The 16,739-nt window shown below is 42.7% G+C and carries 15 protein-coding genes; 14 read left to right on the top strand and 1 reads right to left on the bottom strand.

From position 1 onward, the window contains the following. The first annotated feature begins 15 nt into the window (after positions 1-15). The 9 genes from yihA to BMX79_RS02075 all read left to right on the top strand — a co-directional run bounded on the left by yihA (position 16) and on the right by BMX79_RS02075 (position 9,194). On the top strand, positions 16-621 hold the full coding sequence (gene yihA, locus BMX79_RS02115; RefSeq protein ID WP_091478718.1) for a ribosome biogenesis GTP-binding protein YihA/YsxC: 606 nt from the start codon (positions 16-18) through the stop codon (positions 619-621). Continuing rightward, positions 618-1,742: a glutamyl-tRNA reductase gene (locus BMX79_RS02110; protein ID WP_091478717.1), complete on the top strand. Its 1,125-nt coding sequence runs from the start codon at positions 618-620 to the stop codon at positions 1,740-1,742. Before yihA ends, BMX79_RS02110 begins: the two co-directional genes overlap by 4 nt. A 191-nt stretch (positions 1,743-1,933) precedes the next feature. Continuing rightward, on the top strand, positions 1,934-3,229 hold the full coding sequence (gene obgE / locus BMX79_RS02105) for a GTPase ObgE (RefSeq protein ID WP_091479035.1): 1,296 nt from the start codon (positions 1,934-1,936) through the stop codon (positions 3,227-3,229). A gap of 19 nt (positions 3,230-3,248) precedes the next feature. After that, the gene (gene rnz, locus BMX79_RS02100; protein WP_091478715.1) at positions 3,249-4,196 is read left to right on the top strand and encodes a ribonuclease Z; all 948 of its coding nucleotides are present in this window, start codon (positions 3,249-3,251) and stop codon (positions 4,194-4,196) included. Beyond that, a complete protein-coding gene (locus BMX79_RS02095; RefSeq protein ID WP_091478713.1) occupies positions 4,189-4,980 on the top strand; it encodes an SDR family NAD(P)-dependent oxidoreductase in 792 nt (263 codons plus the stop codon). Before rnz ends, BMX79_RS02095 begins: the two co-directional genes overlap by 8 nt. A gap of 78 nt (positions 4,981-5,058) precedes the next feature. After that, the gene (locus tag BMX79_RS02090) at positions 5,059-5,364 is read left to right on the top strand and encodes a LapA family protein (protein WP_170230948.1); all 306 of its coding nucleotides are present in this window, start codon (positions 5,059-5,061) and stop codon (positions 5,362-5,364) included. Positions 5,365-5,381: 17 nt separating this feature from the next. Then, on the top strand, positions 5,382-6,245 hold the full coding sequence (locus BMX79_RS02085; protein WP_091478710.1) for a DegV family protein: 864 nt from the start codon (positions 5,382-5,384) through the stop codon (positions 6,243-6,245). Positions 6,246-6,342: 97 nt separating this feature from the next. Continuing rightward, entirely contained in the window at positions 6,343-8,652 is a 2,310-nt protein-coding gene (recJ, locus tag BMX79_RS02080; RefSeq protein ID WP_091478709.1) for a single-stranded-DNA-specific exonuclease RecJ, read from the top strand. 29 nt (positions 8,653-8,681) lie between these two features. After that, a complete protein-coding gene (locus tag BMX79_RS02075; RefSeq protein ID WP_091478707.1) occupies positions 8,682-9,194 on the top strand; it encodes an adenine phosphoribosyltransferase in 513 nt (170 codons plus the stop codon). Positions 9,195-9,232: 38 nt separating this feature from the next. On the opposite strand, the gene lexA is transcribed toward BMX79_RS02075, so the two are convergent. Then, positions 9,233-9,865: a transcriptional repressor LexA gene (gene lexA, locus BMX79_RS02070; protein ID WP_091478706.1), complete on the bottom strand. Its 633-nt coding sequence runs from the start codon at positions 9,863-9,865 to the stop codon at positions 9,233-9,235. A gap of 200 nt (positions 9,866-10,065) precedes the next feature. On the opposite strand from lexA, the gene BMX79_RS02065 reads away from it, so the two are divergent. The 5 genes from BMX79_RS02065 (at position 10,066) to BMX79_RS02040 (ending at position 16,681) form a co-directional block, all read left to right on the top strand. Further along, the gene (locus BMX79_RS02065) at positions 10,066-10,311 is read left to right on the top strand and encodes a DUF896 family protein (RefSeq protein WP_091478704.1); all 246 of its coding nucleotides are present in this window, start codon (positions 10,066-10,068) and stop codon (positions 10,309-10,311) included. A 106-nt stretch (positions 10,312-10,417) separates the two neighbouring features. Further along, positions 10,418-12,415 carry a transketolase gene (gene tkt / locus BMX79_RS02060; protein WP_091478703.1) on the top strand — a complete coding sequence of 666 codons (1,998 nt, stop codon included), beginning with the start codon at positions 10,418-10,420 and terminating at the stop codon, positions 12,413-12,415. Between the two features lie 381 nt (positions 12,416-12,796). Continuing rightward, on the top strand, positions 12,797-13,039 hold the full coding sequence (locus BMX79_RS02050) for a YneF family protein (protein ID WP_091478700.1): 243 nt from the start codon (positions 12,797-12,799) through the stop codon (positions 13,037-13,039). 103 nt (positions 13,040-13,142) lie between these two features. Then, positions 13,143-14,894 (top strand): ABC transporter ATP-binding protein, encoded by a 1,752-nt coding sequence (locus BMX79_RS02045; protein ID WP_091478698.1) that lies wholly within the window; start codon positions 13,143-13,145, stop codon positions 14,892-14,894. After that, on the top strand, positions 14,894-16,681 hold the full coding sequence (locus tag BMX79_RS02040; protein WP_091478697.1) for an ABC transporter ATP-binding protein: 1,788 nt from the start codon (positions 14,894-14,896) through the stop codon (positions 16,679-16,681). Before BMX79_RS02045 ends, BMX79_RS02040 begins: the two co-directional genes overlap by 1 nt. The last annotated feature ends 58 nt before the right edge of the window (positions 16,682-16,739 follow it).

The following is a 16,739-nucleotide window of genomic DNA, read 5'->3' as shown; positions in this document are numbered from 1 at the left end:
CTGGAGGAGAAAAAAATGAATAGTGATAAGATCCAACATGCTGACATCACCATAAGTGCCGTATCTCCTTCTCAATATCCGGATGATGGTTTAACTGAAATAGTCCTCGCGGGACGCTCTAACGTAGGTAAATCGACATTCATCAATACTATGGTCAATCGAAAAAAACTAGCTAGAACATCGGGTAAACCCGGGAAGACCCGCACGCTTAACTTTTTTAATATAGAAAATGAACTTTTTTTCGTTGATGTACCTGGATATGGATACGCTAAAGTATCTAATGCAGAACAGAACAAATGGGGCAGAATGATGACTGATTATTTTGCTACCAGAAAAGAACTGGCACTAGGAATCCTTTTAGTCGACTTCAGACACGAACCGACTGAGCAGGATATTCAAATGTATGATTTATATAAGTATTATGATATCCCTGTACTGATTGTCGCTACAAAAGCGGATAAAATAAAGAAATCAAAATACAACAAGCATTCAAGCATTATCAGAAAAACACTTGAAATCGAACCTGGCGACAAGCTGTTCACGTTTTCTTCTATGACTCGAGAAGGGCGGAAGGAAATCTGGGATGAGATTTTGACGTATGTAAGGGATGAGACAGAATGAAACTTTTAATGTATGGGGTAAATAGAGATACCGTCTCTTCTGACGATATTCACAAGTACAGTCTGACCCGTGCATCCAGAAGAGAACATCTACACGATATTCATGCATTCGATGGAGTAAGTGAAGTTGTGCTGCTTGTTACGGAAAACAGGAATGAATACTATTTGTATGTAGATGAGAAAGATTTCAAACATGGAGATCTTCTCCGTTATCTGTCTCACTATACAGATAAAATGCTGGAAGAAGTTATTCTCGAAACATACAGCAAGTTTAATGAAGATGTCGTCAGGCATCTCCTGAATTTATCCAGCAACGTAGAAACGGCTGAACATCATTCCTATGAACCAGTAGATATCATCGATCAGGCGCTCATGGATGCAGTTGAAGAACAGACTGCCGGACCTGTCCTGCAGATGCTGTTTAAAATTGCTGTTGACTTTTCTCTAGAATTGTGTGAAAAAGAGTCGATCAGACCTTTGCTTCAAGGCCACGTTGCCCGAGCCGTCCGTTCGATCCGCTGTTCGCTTGAACCTTCTAAGGATCATCACTATTGTGTCATTGGCAGTGAAGACCTTACAAATCAGATCATCAAGCATTTTTCAGGTTCAGAATTCGGCTCCCTTACTGTTCTTTACCGAAATGAACAGACTGAACGATCTGTCGAAGAATTAAAAAGATGGTTGACTATTACAAATCAGCAGAACCTGACGAAACTGATTCATCTCGTTGATGCCAGTCAGTTCCTTTACAGACTGGCTAAGGCAGATGCTCTCCTTATTGGTACCTGTGAACACCACAACTGCATTTCTGAAGAGCTGCTGCAGGACATGTTTGAAATGCGTCCTACCGCAAAGAAACAGCTGATCTTCGACTTCAGTACTGCTCAGGATGAGACAGTGTTTTCGAGGTATGCGTCACTTACTTACAAGCATATCTCGGATGAGAGTAAAAAACAGTACGATACTGAGACGATGGAGGCAGCACAGACAGCTTTCGACGAGCTTATATCCGTTGCGACAGGACAGTATATGAACAGATACAATGAAATACAGGAATGCCAGCAGTTTCCTGCCGTAAAAAAGTTGCAGCCGATCAAAGAAATGGCGTCAGCAGAAAAATAAATCAGCAGGTCTAAAGATTCAATATTGAGACCTTATACAGTGAGACATTTTTTCAGAGTAGATATATCTACTCTGTTTTTTTTTCTGAAATTATTAAATAGTCGCCATGTCATTAGATATCATATTAAAATTAGTGTAAAATAAAAGAGATAAGCCAGTGCGTAATGGAGAAAGAAGGGTTAAGCGTGTCAATGTTTTTAGATCAAGTTAAAGTTAATGTAAAAGCTGGAAACGGTGGAAATGGAATGGTGGCATTCCGTAGAGAAAAGTATGTGCCCGATGGGGGCCCCGCTGGTGGAGACGGAGGCATCGGTGGAGATGTCATTTTCGTAGTAGATGAGGGTTTAAGAACCCTGATGGATTTCCGATACAATCGTCATTTCAGAGCTGAGCACGGTGAAAACGGTATGTCGAAAGGCATGCACGGCCGAGGAGCAAAGGCTTTGTTTGTTAAAGTTCCACCTGGGACGGTTGTTAAAGATGCCGAAACTGGGCAGATGCTCGCAGATCTGGTCGACCACGGTCAGGAAGCAGTGGTAGCAAAAGGCGGACGTGGAGGACGTGGAAATATACGTTTTGCTTCTCCGAGAAACCCTGCACCGGAGATTGCCGAAAATGGTGAACCTGGTGATGAAAAAGAAATCGAACTCGAGCTGAAAGTACTGGCCGATGTCGGTCTAGTTGGCTTTCCTTCTGTAGGTAAATCCACTTTGTTAAGTGTTGTATCTCAAGCTCGTCCAAAAATCGGAGCCTATCATTTTACAACACTAGTCCCTAATCTTGGGATGGTACAGACAGATGACGGACGCAGTTTTGTATTGGCAGATATGCCAGGACTCATCGAAGGGGCTTCTCAAGGAGTGGGCTTAGGGATTGAATTCTTGAGACATATCGAAAGAACACGAGTCCTGCTTCATGTGATAGATATGAGTGGCGTTGAAGGGCGTGACCCGGTCGATGACTACTTTACGATAAATAAAGAACTCGAGCAGTATGACTTGAAATTAAGAGAAAGACCTCAGTTAGTTGTAGCCAATAAAATGGACATGCCTGATTCTGAAGAGAATCTGAAGACGTTCAGAGAAGAAATGGAAAAGTCCGGGGAAGAAGTGGAAATTTTTGAGATTTCAGCCCTCACCCGTAAAGGACTCAATCAGGTGATGAGTCGTACAGCTGACCTGCTTGAAACAGCTCCTGAATTCCCTCTTTATGAAGAGGAGACAGGTGAAGAAGAACGTGTACTCTATAAATTCACTCCAGAAAACAGAGAGTTTATGATTACAAGAGATCCGGATGGCACATGGGTCATTTCAGGAGACAAGGTTGTAAAACTGTATCAAATGACTAACTTCCAGTTCGATGAGTCGGTCATGAGATTCTCAAGACAGCTTAGAGGTATGGGAATCGATGAAGCTTTAAGAGATAAGGGAGCTAAAAATGGAGACACAGTCAGACTTGATAACTTTGAGTTTGAATTTGTAGAATAAAACTGTAAAGGATAGTTATATGGATTTAGTATTTTTAGGTACAGGATCTGGAGTACCGGCCAAACACCGAAATGTTTCCAGCATCGCTTTGAAACTGTTAGATGAACTCAATAGTATCTGGCTGTTTGACTGTGGTGAGGCAACTCAGCATCAGATACTGAAGACCTCTGTTAAACCGAGAAAAATCGATAAGATTTTCATCACTCATATGCATGGGGATCATATTTTTGGTCTGCCTGGACTTTTGAGCAGCAGAGCGTTTCAAGGAGGCGATACGCCTCTAACCATTTATGGCCCGCCGGGGATCAGACAATATGTTTCCATGTCTATGAAATTGTCTCAATCTCATGTGAAGTACCCGATCGACTATGTAGAATTTGCTGAAGAAGGAAAGCTGTTTGAAAACAACCAGTTCATCGTTACTGTTAAAAGGTTGCGCCATGGGATTCCATCGTTCGGATTCAGGATTCAGGAAAAAGACCGTGAAGGTGAACTGATGGCGGAAGAGCTGAAAGAAATTGGGGTCCCCTTTGGCCCCTTGTTCGGTCAGCTCAAACAAGGAAAAACAGTTACATTAGATGACGGTCGTGTCCTGGATGGAAAAGCATTTATTGGCCCAAGTCAAAAAGGAAGAGTGGTTACAATTCTGGGTGATACCCTGAAAACACACAATAGTGTTGAGCTCGCCCGTGATGCGGATGTACTTGTTCACGAAAGTACATTCAAAGGTGACGACCAGGGACTTGCTAGAAGCTACAACCACTCTACCAATATTGATGCGGCCCGAACTGCGCTTGAAGCAGGGGCTAAAAAGCTGCTCCTTACCCATATCAGTGCACGCTATCTTTATGCTGACAGCAAGGAGATGGAAAAGGAAGCGCGCCGCTGCTTCCCGGAATCTTACGTCATGAATGATCTGGCAGAAGTATCTATTCCTATAAAGAGAGAAGTGGAGATCGATGGATAGAGTTAAAGATAAAGTGATATGGATTACGGGCGCATCTTCAGGCATAGGACAAGAACTAGCCTATCAGCTAGCTGAAAAAGGTGCCGTTCTCATCCTCAGCGCGAGACGAACGGACAAATTGAAGCAGATCAAAGAAGACATCAAAAATAAGTATGGTGCTCAGGCACTTGTCTACCCACTTGATGTCTCAGATACTGATGCAGTTGAACGTGCCGTGGCGCATGTCACGGACAAAATCGGACAGATCGATGTACTGATCAATAATGCAGGATTTGGTCATACAGAAACATTTCTGGATTATGATTTTTCCAGAGTTGAGCGCATGTTTAAGGTCAATGTTCTGGGTCTCATGCTCATGTCTCAGCTCGTTGGGAAACACATGGCTAAGTACAGGTCCGGTCAGATTATCAACGTTGCTTCGATTGCCGGCAAAGTGGCAACACCTAAATCAGCTGTCTATTCAGCAACTAAGTTCGCGGTAATTGGATTCAGCAATACCCTTCGTCTTGAATTAAAAGATCACAATATTATCGTGACAACTGTCAATCCTGGGCCAGTAGATACTGAATTCTTTGATGAGTTTGATCCTGAAGGAGAGTATTTGAAGAATGTCAGTACAGTTGTCCTGCCAGTTGACTATGTCGCTTCAAAGACGATTAATGCTATCGGCAAACAAAAAAGAGAAGTGAACATGCCAAGGTTATTAAATGCTGCATCTAAAGTCTACACTCTTTTTCCTGAAACTGGAGACAAGATCGTCCGTACGATGTTTAACAGGAAATAAACACCTGTAATGAAAATCTCTCGAAGTTATGGTATTCTTAAGAAAATAAGAAGAGGTAACCGAAAGGAGATCAGCTTTATGAAAAGGCAATGGAGCATGGTGGGGGCAATTGTTCTCTTCCTTGCAATCGCTTTTCTTTCAGTGCTTAATGTTGACCCAGTTCCTATAAACTTCGGCTTTGCTACCGTAGAATGGCCACTCATTATTGTCATATTCGGATCAGTACTGCTTGGAGCGTTGATTGCTACATTATTGTCAACTGTAAAGGTTTATAGAGATCAGAGAAAAGATAAAACCAGAGACAGTCAGACCCGGCCAGACAAAAAAACACGATCAGGCAGGCGGGCATCCGACAGTACTGTAGATGAATCTGACGAATTATAGATAAGGTAGGGGAAAAAATGAATAAACAAAAAATTGCTATTTTAACCGACTCGGGTTCAGATGTACCTGAAAAAATTCGTACGACATATGATGTCAAGGTCATTCCGTTGAAAATTATTTTTGAAGACGGCGAATATGTGGATAAAGTAAATATTACAGCAGAAGAAGTTTACGATCGCATGAGTGAAGAAATTCCTAAAACATCTCTTCCTGATGGTGAAATGATTAAAGGAATGTTCGACGAAATTAAGGCTGAAGGATATGAGAAAGTACTGGCTGTAACAATTTCCAGCGGACTCAGTGGGACGAACAATATGGTCCGTATCGTGGCTGAGCAGTACGAAGGGCTGGATATCTTTGTTCTTGATACTAAAAATATCGGTATCGGTGCAGGTTTTTCTGTTGTGGAAGCAGCACTTCAGGCCTCAAAAGATATTGAATGGGATACAATCAAGGCAAACCTTCAGAAGGGTATAGAAAAAGCGAAAGTTTTCTTCCATGTGCCTACACTAGAGTACCTTCAGAAAGGCGGAAGAATCGGTCTGGTTCAATCAGTTCTCGGAAGCATGATGAACCTTAAACCGATCATTACGTGTAATGAAGATGGAATCTATCACACTGTAGCAAAAGTTAGAGGTAAAGCAAAGTCTGTGAATAAAACTATTCAATTAGTTGAAGAATTTGCTTCTACAGCCAAAAAGTACAATCTGGCCGTTGCTTACGGTGGCAGAACCGCTCTTAAAGAAGCTGAGGCAATCAGACAGGAGCTGAAATCCAAGCTTCCTGATTATGAACAGTTCTTCTTCGATCAGGTTAGTCCTGCACTGGGTGTCCACACTGGGCCTGGTCTGATCGGTATTGGTGTTCAGATTTTAGACTAACAGAAATATCAGGAAACAGACACAGTAAAGACTTTCTTTATTGTGTCTGTTTTTTTGTTATAATGTAGGAACGTGAATCAGACTAGGAGTGAATCGAGTGCTAGCAGAAACAGTGTGGCGAAGTAATACTATTGGTGATGATCAGACAATAGCGGATCTCGCTGATGAAATGAACCAGTCAAAAACATTTATACGCTTATGTATGACTAGAGGACTGACGACTAAAGAAGATATCGTTAACTTTATGACGCCTTCAGAGGAATGGTTTCATGATCCTTTTGAACTGAAAGATATGGATAAAACAATCGAACGGATCCAGAAAGCAATTGAGCTCCATCAGAAAATAACAGTATATGGCGACTATGACGCAGACGGAGTCACGAGTACAACTATTTTATATGAAGCGATTGAAATGCTCGGCGGACACGTCGACTATTTTATTCCCAACCGCTTTATAGAAGGGTATGGACCGAATGTCAGTGCATTTGAACGACTCATTGACCAGGGAACGGAACTGATCGTGACTGTAGATAATGGAATCGCCGGACATGATGCCATTAACCGAGCGAATGATCTGGGAATCGATGTGATTGTGACTGACCACCATGAATGCCCGGATACCCTTCCAGAAGCATACAGTATCGTCCACCCTAAGCATCCTGAAGGCAGTTACCCTTTTAAGGAACTTGCAGGGGCCGGAGTCAGTCTGAAAGTAGCTCAAGCCCTTCTTGGAGAACTGCCTGAAGAAATGATCGAACTGGCTATGATCGGTACGATTGCAGATGTAGTGTCTCTTACCGATGAAAACAGAGCGCTTGCTTATTTCGGCTTGAAACTGATCAAGCAGACCCAAAGAGTTGGACTGCTGAGCTTATTAAAACAAGCTGAAATAACCAGAGAAGATATCGATGAAGAAACGATCGGTTTCAAGCTTGCTCCCCCTATCAATGCTGTGGGACGTTTGGGTGATGCGACCATGGTTGTTGATCTTCTTACTACATTTGATGAGGAAAAAGCAGAAGAGCTTAGCGGGAAAGTCCTGGAAAAAAATAGCGAGAGAAAAAGTATAGTCAGTCAGATTACTGAAGAAGCATTATCTAGAGTAGATGCACAACAAAATGATCAAGTCATTGTGTTAAAAGATGAAAAATGGCATCAAGGTGTGCTGGGTATCGTTGCCAGTAAAGTGACTGAGAAAACAGGAAAGCCGGCTCTTATATTTTCTGTAGAAGAAGATACCGGGATGATGAAAGGTTCTGGGAGAAGCGTGTCCGGTTTCAATCTGTTTGACTGCATGCAGCAGACCAGTCATCTGCTGAGCAGTTTTGGTGGACATGAAATGGCCTGTGGCGTCAGTCTTGAGTTGACCAATCTGGAAGCCTTCCATGTCGAACTCCAGAAAAGTGCGAAGAATCTGGCGGGAGACAAGGAACTGAAGACTGAACTGACCATTGATGTAAAGGCAGAATGGGAAGATCTATCCGTTGAGCTGATCACAGAACTTGATCAGCTCAGACCTTTCGGACAGGATAACAGAAAACCTCTATTTAATATTTCTTCTGTCATTCCTGAAGGAGCTCGCTTAATAGGGGCGAATCAGGATCACTTGAAGTCTCTCGTTACTAAAAATAACACTAAAATGGATCTGATCGCATTTGGAGCCTCAGACTGGTTTGATGTGTTCAAATCCCAGCCGGAAATAGATGTTGCTGGATATGTGTCGATCAATGAATGGAATGGAAACAGAAAAGTTCAGATTCAGGCTGTCGACTTTAAGTCCAGAGAAAAAATCGTCATCGACAAACGTCAGTCCGTTTTAAAGCCGGAAGTGTTCCAGGATCCCAAGGGTCATTATTTATTTTTCCAGAAAGCAGTATATACTAAGTGGAAGGAACAGGTTCATCCAGATGCGACCTGTCAGTTGGTGGACACGAACACTGAGTTATATTCGGTCAGCAGCACTAATAAAATTATTGTTGTTGATATGCCAGACCAGTTTGAACTTTTCCGGACTGTGTACAGGAATTACGTGAAGCAGTGTTTCTACTTGTATCTTTATTCTCCGAATGAGTATTATTTTAAAGGTATGCCAAAACATTCAACGTTCTCGGCTTTGTATAAATGGCTGCGAATCAAGGAAACGATCGATTTGTCAAAAGACACCAGGGAACTGGTGACTAAGCTTAAAATCGATAAAGAAGTCGCTAAATTCATGTTAATGGTGTTTTTAGAGAATGAATTTGTTACAATAGAGGATGGGAAGGTGAGTGTCGTTGCCGATCCGGCCCCGAAAAAATTGGAAGACACCAAGACGTATAAAAGACGGCTGGAACAGATCGCAGTTGAAGAAAAGCTGGTCTACAGTTCTTTTATCGAATTGATGGCTACCTTAAACGAAATAGACTAAGTATGTGCAAACATAACGGAGGATTATAAATGGATTTTAAACAATATATTGCTGATGTGCCTGACTTTCCTGAAGAGGGGATTGTATTTAGAGATATTTCTCCACTAATGGCAGATGGCGAAGCGTATAAAGAAGCAACCAGACAGATCGTTGAATATGCAAAAGGAAAAGGGGTCGAAATGATTGTTGGCCCTGAAGCTAGAGGCTTCATCGTAGGCTGCCCTGTGGCCAACGAACTGGGAATCGGATTTGCTCCCTGCCGTAAAAAAGGGAAGTTGCCAAGAGAAACCGTCGAAGTGAGTTACGGACTTGAATACGGCAATGATATCCTGCAGCTTCATAAAGATGCAATCAAACCAGGTCAGAAAGTGCTGATCACAGACGACTTGCTTGCCACAGGAGGAACTATAGCTGCAACAATCGAGCTTGTAGAAAAGCTTGGTGGAGAAGTTGTCGGCGCAGCATTCTTTATTGAACTGGCTGATTTAAAAGGTCGAGATAAAATAGAAGGTTATGATATCTTTAAATTAATGACTTACTAAATACTGAAAACCCCCTCTCGAGTGAGAAGGGGGTTTTTTTAGAATATATGGCTTCTATATAAAGAAATAACTTTTCCAAGAATTTTTACATCATTGAGGATGATAGGGTCAAGAGCATCATTTTCAGGCTGAAGTCTGATATGATTCTTTTCTTTAAAGAATCGTTTACATGTTGCTTCATCATCTTCGGTCATGGCGATGACGATATCTCCATTACTTGCACTTTCCTGTTTTCTGACTATGACCTGATCGCCGTCTAGAATACCAACATTCATCATACTATCTCCACGAATAGTCAGCATGAATAGATTGCCTCTGTCCAGTTCCAAATCATTTGGAATAGGGAAGTAATCTGTGGCTTCCTCGATGGCAAGGATGGGTTCTCCGGCAGTGACTACTCCTAAAAGCGGTATTTTGTCTTGTTCATCTATTCCCAGTTTATCCAATCCGGCTTTAGTGAACTCAATCGCTCTTGGTTTTGAGGGGTCTCTAAGGATGAATCCATTTTTTTCAAGACGTGCTAAATGTCCATGAACTGTAGATGTTGAAGAGAGAGCTGTCGCCATCCCAATTTCTCTTACAGTGGGAGGATACCCTTTCTTTTTCACCTGGTTATATATATATTGTAAAATTTCAATTTGTTTTTCACCTTTACGGCCTCTAGTGGTCATTTACTCACCCTCACTTTCGAAATTATTTAAATGAACAACTGTTCTATTGTTATCAGTATAGCATAGGGCAGGCGCTAATTCAAACGGATGTTCGAATAAAGGAAGCATGTTCCAACCGAATCTTATCTACCACTTTTTATCCAGGAATGTTATGATATAAGGTGTAGGACTTGCAAGAATAGAGAACTGAGGAGGATTCTATGTTAGAAAAGAAAAAACTGGACAGAATTAACGAACTCGTAAGAAAAGAAAGAAGTGAGGGTCTGTCTCAGGAAGAAAAAGATGAACAGAAATCATTGAGAGAAGAGTATATCCAAGCTTTCAGGTCCGGCATGAAGAATCAGATCGAAGGGATGAAAGTTGTGGATCCCGACGGAAATGATGTCACACCAGATAAAGTGAAAGAGATTCAGAAAGAAAAAGGCTTGCATGGCCGGGATAAATAAACAGACTCATTCGTAATAACTGCAGAATTGATTGAAATAAAGCGCTAAAAATAGTACAATAACATAGTAAGTTTAAATTTTAAACAAACGAAAGGGTTGAAGTTCATTGTTCGATAAAACAGATCAAATGGCCGTCGATACGATCCGTACATTAAGTATTGATGGAGTACAGGCAGCCAATTCAGGTCACCCAGGGTTACCTATGGGAGCAGCTCCTATGGCATATACATTATGGACCCGTCACCTAAATGCTAATCCGAAAAATTCGAGATGGTTCAATAGAGACCGTTTTGTCCTTTCAGCAGGACACGGATCTATGCTATTATACAGCCTCCTTCATCTATCAGGCTATAACGTGTCTATTGATGACCTTAAAAACTTCCGTCAATTGGAAGGGAATACACCGGGACACCCTGAAGTGCATATCACAGATGGTGTCGAAGCAACTACTGGTCCTCTAGGTCAGGGCGTAGCTAATGCAGTAGGAATGGCAATGGCAGAAGCACACCTGTCCGCAACCTACAATAAAGGTGACTACAACATCGTTGACCACTATACTTATGCACTATGTGGAGACGGAGACCTTCAGGAAGGTGTTTCTCAGGAAGCTGCTTCGCTGGCTGGTCACTTGAAATTAGGTAAACTGATCATGCTTTACGATTCCAACGATATCCAGCTTGATGGACCGACTTCAAAAGCATTTACTGAAAATGTAGGCATGCGTTTTGAGGCTTACGGATGGGAACATATTCTAGTAGAAGATGGAAACGATTTAGAAGCCATCGATGCTGCAATAACTAAAGCTAAAGAGTCTACCGATAAACCAACACTTATCGAAATCAAAACGGTCATCGGATTCGGAGCAACAAATGCCGGTACGCACAATGTACACGGTGCACCACTTGGACCTGAAGGGGTAGAAGCTGCCAAGAAAGCATATGGCTGGGAAGGCGAAGATTTCTACGTACCTGAAGAAGTCACTAAGCGATTCAAAGAACACATGATCGATAAAGGTCAGGAGCTAGAAGACAAGTGGAACAGTCTACTTGATGAATACCGCAGTGCTAATGGTGAACTTGCGAACCAGTTCGACCAGGCTTTATCTGGAGAGCTTCCAGAAGGCTGGGATGCTGAACTGCCTTCATTCTCTGAAGAAGACGGAGCAGATGCAACACGTAACTACAGCGGAAAAGTGCTGAATGCTATTGCTAAAGCTGTCCCTAACTTCTGGGGTGGATCTGCCGACTTGTCAGGATCGAACAAAACCATGATCAGTGGTGTTGAAGACTTCCAGGCTGGTCAGTATGATGGACGCAACATCTGGTACGGCGTAAGAGAATTTGCCATGACAGCTGCATTAAACGGTATTCTGCTTCATGGTGGAACGAAATCTTATGTTGCTACTTTCTTCGTATTCACGGATTATCTGAGACCAGCTGTACGTCTGGCTGCACTTTCTGAAATCCCGGCTATCTATGTCATGACACATGACTCAATTGCTGTAGGTGAAGACGGACCGACTCACGAACCTGTAGAGCAGCTGTCCAGCTTCAGAGGAATGCACAATCTGACTGTTCTTCGTCCGGCTGACGGTAACGAAGTAGCTGCAGCATGGGAAGTGGCTGTTACATCAACTAACCGTCCAACTATGCTTGTGCTGACTCGTCAGAATCTTCCTGTTCTTCCTGGAACTAAGGAATCAGCGAGACAGAATGTCAAGAAAGGTGCGTATGTCCTTTCTCCGTCTGAGAACGACACACCTGATGGTATCCTGATTGCTACTGGATCTGAAGTAACATTAGCTGTTGAAGCACAGAAAGAGCTGAAAGCACAGGGACACGATGTATCAGTTGTCTCTATGCCAAGTTTTGATCTGTTCGAACTTCAGTCTGATGAGTACAAGGAATCAGTTCTTCCAGCTGCTGTTAAAAACAGAGTGGCTATCGAAATGGGATCTCCATTCGGCTGGCACCGATATGCTGGACCTGAAGGTAAGATTCTTGCGATCGACAAATTCGGAGCAAGTGGTAATGGTGAAGCTGTTGTTGAAGCTTACGGATTTACTCCTGAAAATGTTGTCAATACGTATCTTTCAATGAAGTAATCTAAACAAATATTCCTAATAGCCCCTGTATTCCTGCTGGATTACAAGGGGCTTTTTGTCTGCTGTGAAATAGAGCGAACGTAGTACGTGTATTAAATTCATGAATACAGTGTATATGCTTGTGATTCAATTCAGTCTGCAACTTAGTTTCAGGCTGAATTAGACTGAACATGAGGTAGAGCACAGGTGTATTGGCACGACAAAGTATTAGGGACGGCTTCATCTGTTTTTCAGGGTTTCCGTCTATTAGTAGTATAAAATGGGTTTTTAACATATAAAGGTTTATTTCTCCACGTTTATTGTGTAAAATAGTTCAGTGAGCAGATATGTCTATGTCTGCTGTATGGTTACAGTATCGATTATTTGAAAGGAGTGAACAAGATGAGCACAGGACTTGCTATTGTACTAATTATTATAGCTCTAATCGCCGGGCTGGTCGGAGGATTCTTTATTGCGAGAAAGTATATGATGGACTACTTTGAAAAAAATCCGCCAATCGACGAAAACATGCTGCGTATGATGATGCTTCAAATGGGTCAGAAACCTTCCGAACGGAAGATTAATCAGATGATGAGCCAGATGAAATCTCAACAGAAGAGCGCAAAAAATAAAAAGAAAAAGTAAGTAATGGACGGACAGACCGAAATGCTGTCCGTTAACATTTAACACAATATGACAATATGTCATATTGCTTTCACAATCGACTAAGCTAATAGGAGACGACAATATGGGGATATTTAAACGACTAAGCTGGTTTTTCAAACAGGAGAAAAAATCCTATCTGGTAGGAATAGGTGCGCTGATCATCGTAGCGCTGCTCCAGCTGATTCCACCAAGAATTATAGGTATTGTAGTCGATGAAATCGAAATGGGTATAATTACACAGGAATCTCTGCTTACGTGGCTGCTGATTCTGGCTTCCACTGCAATCGGTCAGTATGTTTTGAGGTATTTATGGCGCGTGCGTATATGGGGAAACGCAGCAAAACTCGAACAGATTGTGCGCAAGCAGCTATTCGACCATTTCACAAATATGGACAATGAGTTCTTTCAGAAATACCGCACTGGAGACTTGATGGCTCATGCAACAAATGACCTCCGTGGTCTGAGAATGGTCGCTGGTGGAGGAATCCTTACGATGGCTGATGCAATCAGTGTCGGTCTGACAACTTTACTGGCTATGATTTTTATTGTAGACTGGCGCCTGACTCTGCTGGCAATCATTCCGCTTCCTTTACTAGCCATGACCTCACGGGTGCTCGGACAAAAGCTTCACTTGAGATTCAGAGACGCTCAGGCCGCTTTCTCGCATCTGAATGATAAGGTTCAGGAGAGTATTCAGGGAATCAAGGTCATCAAGACTTTTGGACAGGAAAAAGAGGACATAGAACAGTTTTCTAAGCAGACTGACAATGTCGTTGAAAAGAACAGGTCAGTATACAAAATCGACTCACTATTTGATCCGGCGATTACCTTTATCATGGGGATTTCATACTTCCTGACGATACTCGTAGGAGGCTGGCTGATTTCAGGCGGAGAAATATCTGTCGGTGATTTTGTAACGTTTATAAATTACATCGGCATGCTTGTATGGCCGATGTTTGCTATTGGACGTCTGTTTAATATTATCGAAAGAGGATCGGCCAGTTATGACCGGATCGAAAACCTGCTTAGAGAAGAGACCTCGATAGTGGAACGTCAAGGCGCGATAGACAGACCTGTTACAGGAGAACTGTCATTTGAACTCGATTCCTTTTCTTATCCTGATGAAGAAGGAACCACCCTTAAAAACATCCATTTTACTCTTGAAGCTGGCGGGACTCTAGGTGTCGTTGGTAAAACCGGAGCAGGGAAGACAACGATTCTCAAGCTTTTACTCAGAGAATACGATGGGTATAAGGGCCGGATCAGGTATGGCGGATATGATATCCGTGATTACACCCTTGACGCGTTGTTAAAACATATCGGCTATGTGCCTCAGGACAACTATCTATTCTCGGATACAATCAGAGAGAATATCCGGTTTGCAGATCCATCATTGTCTCAGGAAGCTGTTGAAGCAGCAGCTAAACTTGCTGATATACACGAAGATATTCTTGCCATGCCGAACGGCTATGACACAGAAGTAGGTGAGCGGGGCGTTTCACTTTCCGGAGGGCAGAAACAGCGTATTTCGATTGCACGGGCTATTCTTATCAATCCGGAGCTGATGATTCTTGATGATTCACTGTCGGCTGTTGATGCGAAGACTGAGGAAAGTATTCTGTCAGGCCTTAAAGAACTGCGCAGAGGACAAACGACAATCATTGCTGCTCACCGTATAAGCTCAGTCATGCACGCTGAAGAGATCATCGTTGTCGAAGACGGTGAAATTGTCGAGCGCGGGACGCACAATTCATTGCTTGAGCAGGACGGATGGTATAAGGACATGTATGAACAGCAGCAGCTGGTAAGAGAACTGGAAGGGGGAGAGGTCTAATGGAACAGCAGGAACTACAGAAAAGACGAACGATTCCATTTAACGAACAGATGCGTATACTGAAACGCATCCTTACATTTGCCTCACCTTATAGAAATCAGTTTATCCTGGCTATTTGTTTCAGTGTAGCCCTTGCAGTAACCAATGCAGCACTCCCGCGTATTATACAGGTTTTCATTGATGATCACCTGACAGTCGGCGGTGTGACGATTCAGACGATTCTCTTCTTCGCATCTCTTCACTTTGGTGTGACGATCGTCAGAATGACTGTATGGTATTTCGAATTATATATCTTTAATATGGCTTCAGAAAAAACAGTTCAGAATATCAGACACCAGTTGTTTACCAAACTTCATAATCTCGGCATGCGATTCTTCGATCAGACCTCTACAGGGTGGATCATTACGCGTGCAACAAATGATACTGAAGCAATGAAAGATTTCTGGCATGTATTCCTGACGATCATACAAGGGGTTTTTGGCGTTATCATCTCTCTAGGAGCTATGTTCCTGCTCGATGTGACGGTCACCCTGTGGATATTAATTTTCGCACCAGTACTGCTTTTAGTTATCCGGTTCTATCAGGTTTACAGTTCACGCACTTACCATGAAATGAAATCCAAGCTTAGCCTGCTGAACACAAAGCTGGCAGAAACCATTAACGGAATGTCAGTTATTCAGCAGTTCAGACAGGAAAAACGGCTTCAGAAAGAATTTGAAGAGACAAACCAGTCATATTTCAATTCTCGCTTCTCTATGGTAAGAATCAATGCCTTGCTGTTGAGTCCGGTCATTAACATGCTGTATACTCTTGCTGTTGTTCTGATTCTGGCACTGTTCGGGATCGATGCACTGACCAGTCCAATCGAAGTAGGAATCATTTACGCTTTCACATCCTACGCAAATGATTTCTTCAGACCACTGACCCGACTGATGGACAGTCTGAGTCTGTTCCAGGATGGCGTTGTTTCAAGCAGCCGTATCCTGACAGTTATGGATAACGAAGAATATGTGCCGGAGCAGGAAGACGATCCTGAAGCACAGATCACTAATGGAAAGATAGAGTTTAAAAATGTAAGCTTCTCTTATGATGATGAGAACTATGTTCTGAAGGACATCTCTTTCACTGTAAATCCAGGAGAGACGATCGCTTTGGTGGGACATACAGGGAGCGGAAAGTCTTCAATCATAAACGTATTGATGCGTTTCTATGATTTCCAGAAAGGGGAAGTGCTGATCGATGGGCAGTCCATCAGGTCTTTCCCTATGCGGGAGCTGCGTCACCGTACTGGCTTGGTCCTGCAGGATTCATTCCTGTTCTATGGAACGATTAAAGACAACATCCGTTTGATGAATCAGGCTATTACAGATAGGGAGATAATTGAAGCGGCACGATTTGTTCAAGCCGATCAGTTTATCGAAGAACTTCCAGGTCAATATGATGCACGGGTTGTTGAGAGAGGGGCCAGCTTCTCCAGTGGACAGAAACAGCTGATCTCATTTGCCAGCACAATTGTCCGGGACCCTAAAATCCTTATCCTTGATGAGGCCACAGCAAATATTGATACAGAGACGGAGTCGCTCATCCAGGAAGGTCTGGAACGTATGCGTCAGGGACGGACTACTGTGGCGATCGCTCACCGTCTGTCAACCATTCGAGATGCGGATCAGATTCTCGTGCTCGATAAAGGACATATTGTGGAACGCGGAACTCATGACGAACTGATCGAACGTGGCGGTTCATACAGAGATATGTACGAATTGCAGAATATCGGTCTGCAGTCATAGAAATATACAAGCAAAGCAAAAAAAAGCCTTATCTACGTCAGCCAGTAAATTGGTTGAT

The sequence above is a fragment of the Alkalibacterium pelagium genome (assembly GCF_900109325.1).
GTDB lineage: Bacteria > Bacillota > Bacilli > Lactobacillales > Carnobacteriaceae_A > Alkalibacterium > Alkalibacterium pelagium.
The sequence above is the reverse complement of the archived record's forward strand: the minus strand, read 5'-3'. Positions and strand labels throughout refer to the sequence as shown.

Excerpts from the sequence above, each read along its gene's own strand:
- BMX79_RS02085 (WP_091478710.1), top strand. The coding sequence starts at position 5,382 with ATGAATAAACAAAAAATTGCTATTTTAACCGACTCGGGTTCAGATGTA.
- BMX79_RS02095 (WP_091478713.1), top strand. The coding sequence starts at position 4,189 with ATGGATAGAGTTAAAGATAAAGTGATATGGATTACGGGCGCATCTTCA.
- lexA (WP_091478706.1), bottom strand. The coding sequence starts at position 9,865 with ATGACCACTAGAGGCCGTAAAGGTGAAAAACAAATTGAAATTTTACAA.
- BMX79_RS02040 (WP_091478697.1), top strand. The coding sequence starts at position 14,894 with ATGGAACAGCAGGAACTACAGAAAAGACGAACGATTCCATTTAACGAA.
- BMX79_RS02110 (WP_091478717.1), top strand. The coding sequence starts at position 618 with ATGAAACTTTTAATGTATGGGGTAAATAGAGATACCGTCTCTTCTGAC.
- BMX79_RS02075 (WP_091478707.1), top strand. The coding sequence starts at position 8,682 with ATGGATTTTAAACAATATATTGCTGATGTGCCTGACTTTCCTGAAGAG.
- yihA (WP_091478718.1), top strand. The coding sequence starts at position 16 with ATGAATAGTGATAAGATCCAACATGCTGACATCACCATAAGTGCCGTA.
- BMX79_RS02065 (WP_091478704.1), top strand. The coding sequence starts at position 10,066 with ATGTTAGAAAAGAAAAAACTGGACAGAATTAACGAACTCGTAAGAAAA.
- obgE (WP_091479035.1), top strand. The coding sequence starts at position 1,934 with ATGTTTTTAGATCAAGTTAAAGTTAATGTAAAAGCTGGAAACGGTGGA.
- BMX79_RS02045 (WP_091478698.1), top strand. The coding sequence starts at position 13,143 with ATGGGGATATTTAAACGACTAAGCTGGTTTTTCAAACAGGAGAAAAAA.
- BMX79_RS02090 (WP_170230948.1), top strand. The coding sequence starts at position 5,059 with ATGAAAAGGCAATGGAGCATGGTGGGGGCAATTGTTCTCTTCCTTGCA.
- BMX79_RS02050 (WP_091478700.1), top strand. The coding sequence starts at position 12,797 with ATGAGCACAGGACTTGCTATTGTACTAATTATTATAGCTCTAATCGCC.
- rnz (WP_091478715.1), top strand. The coding sequence starts at position 3,249 with ATGGATTTAGTATTTTTAGGTACAGGATCTGGAGTACCGGCCAAACAC.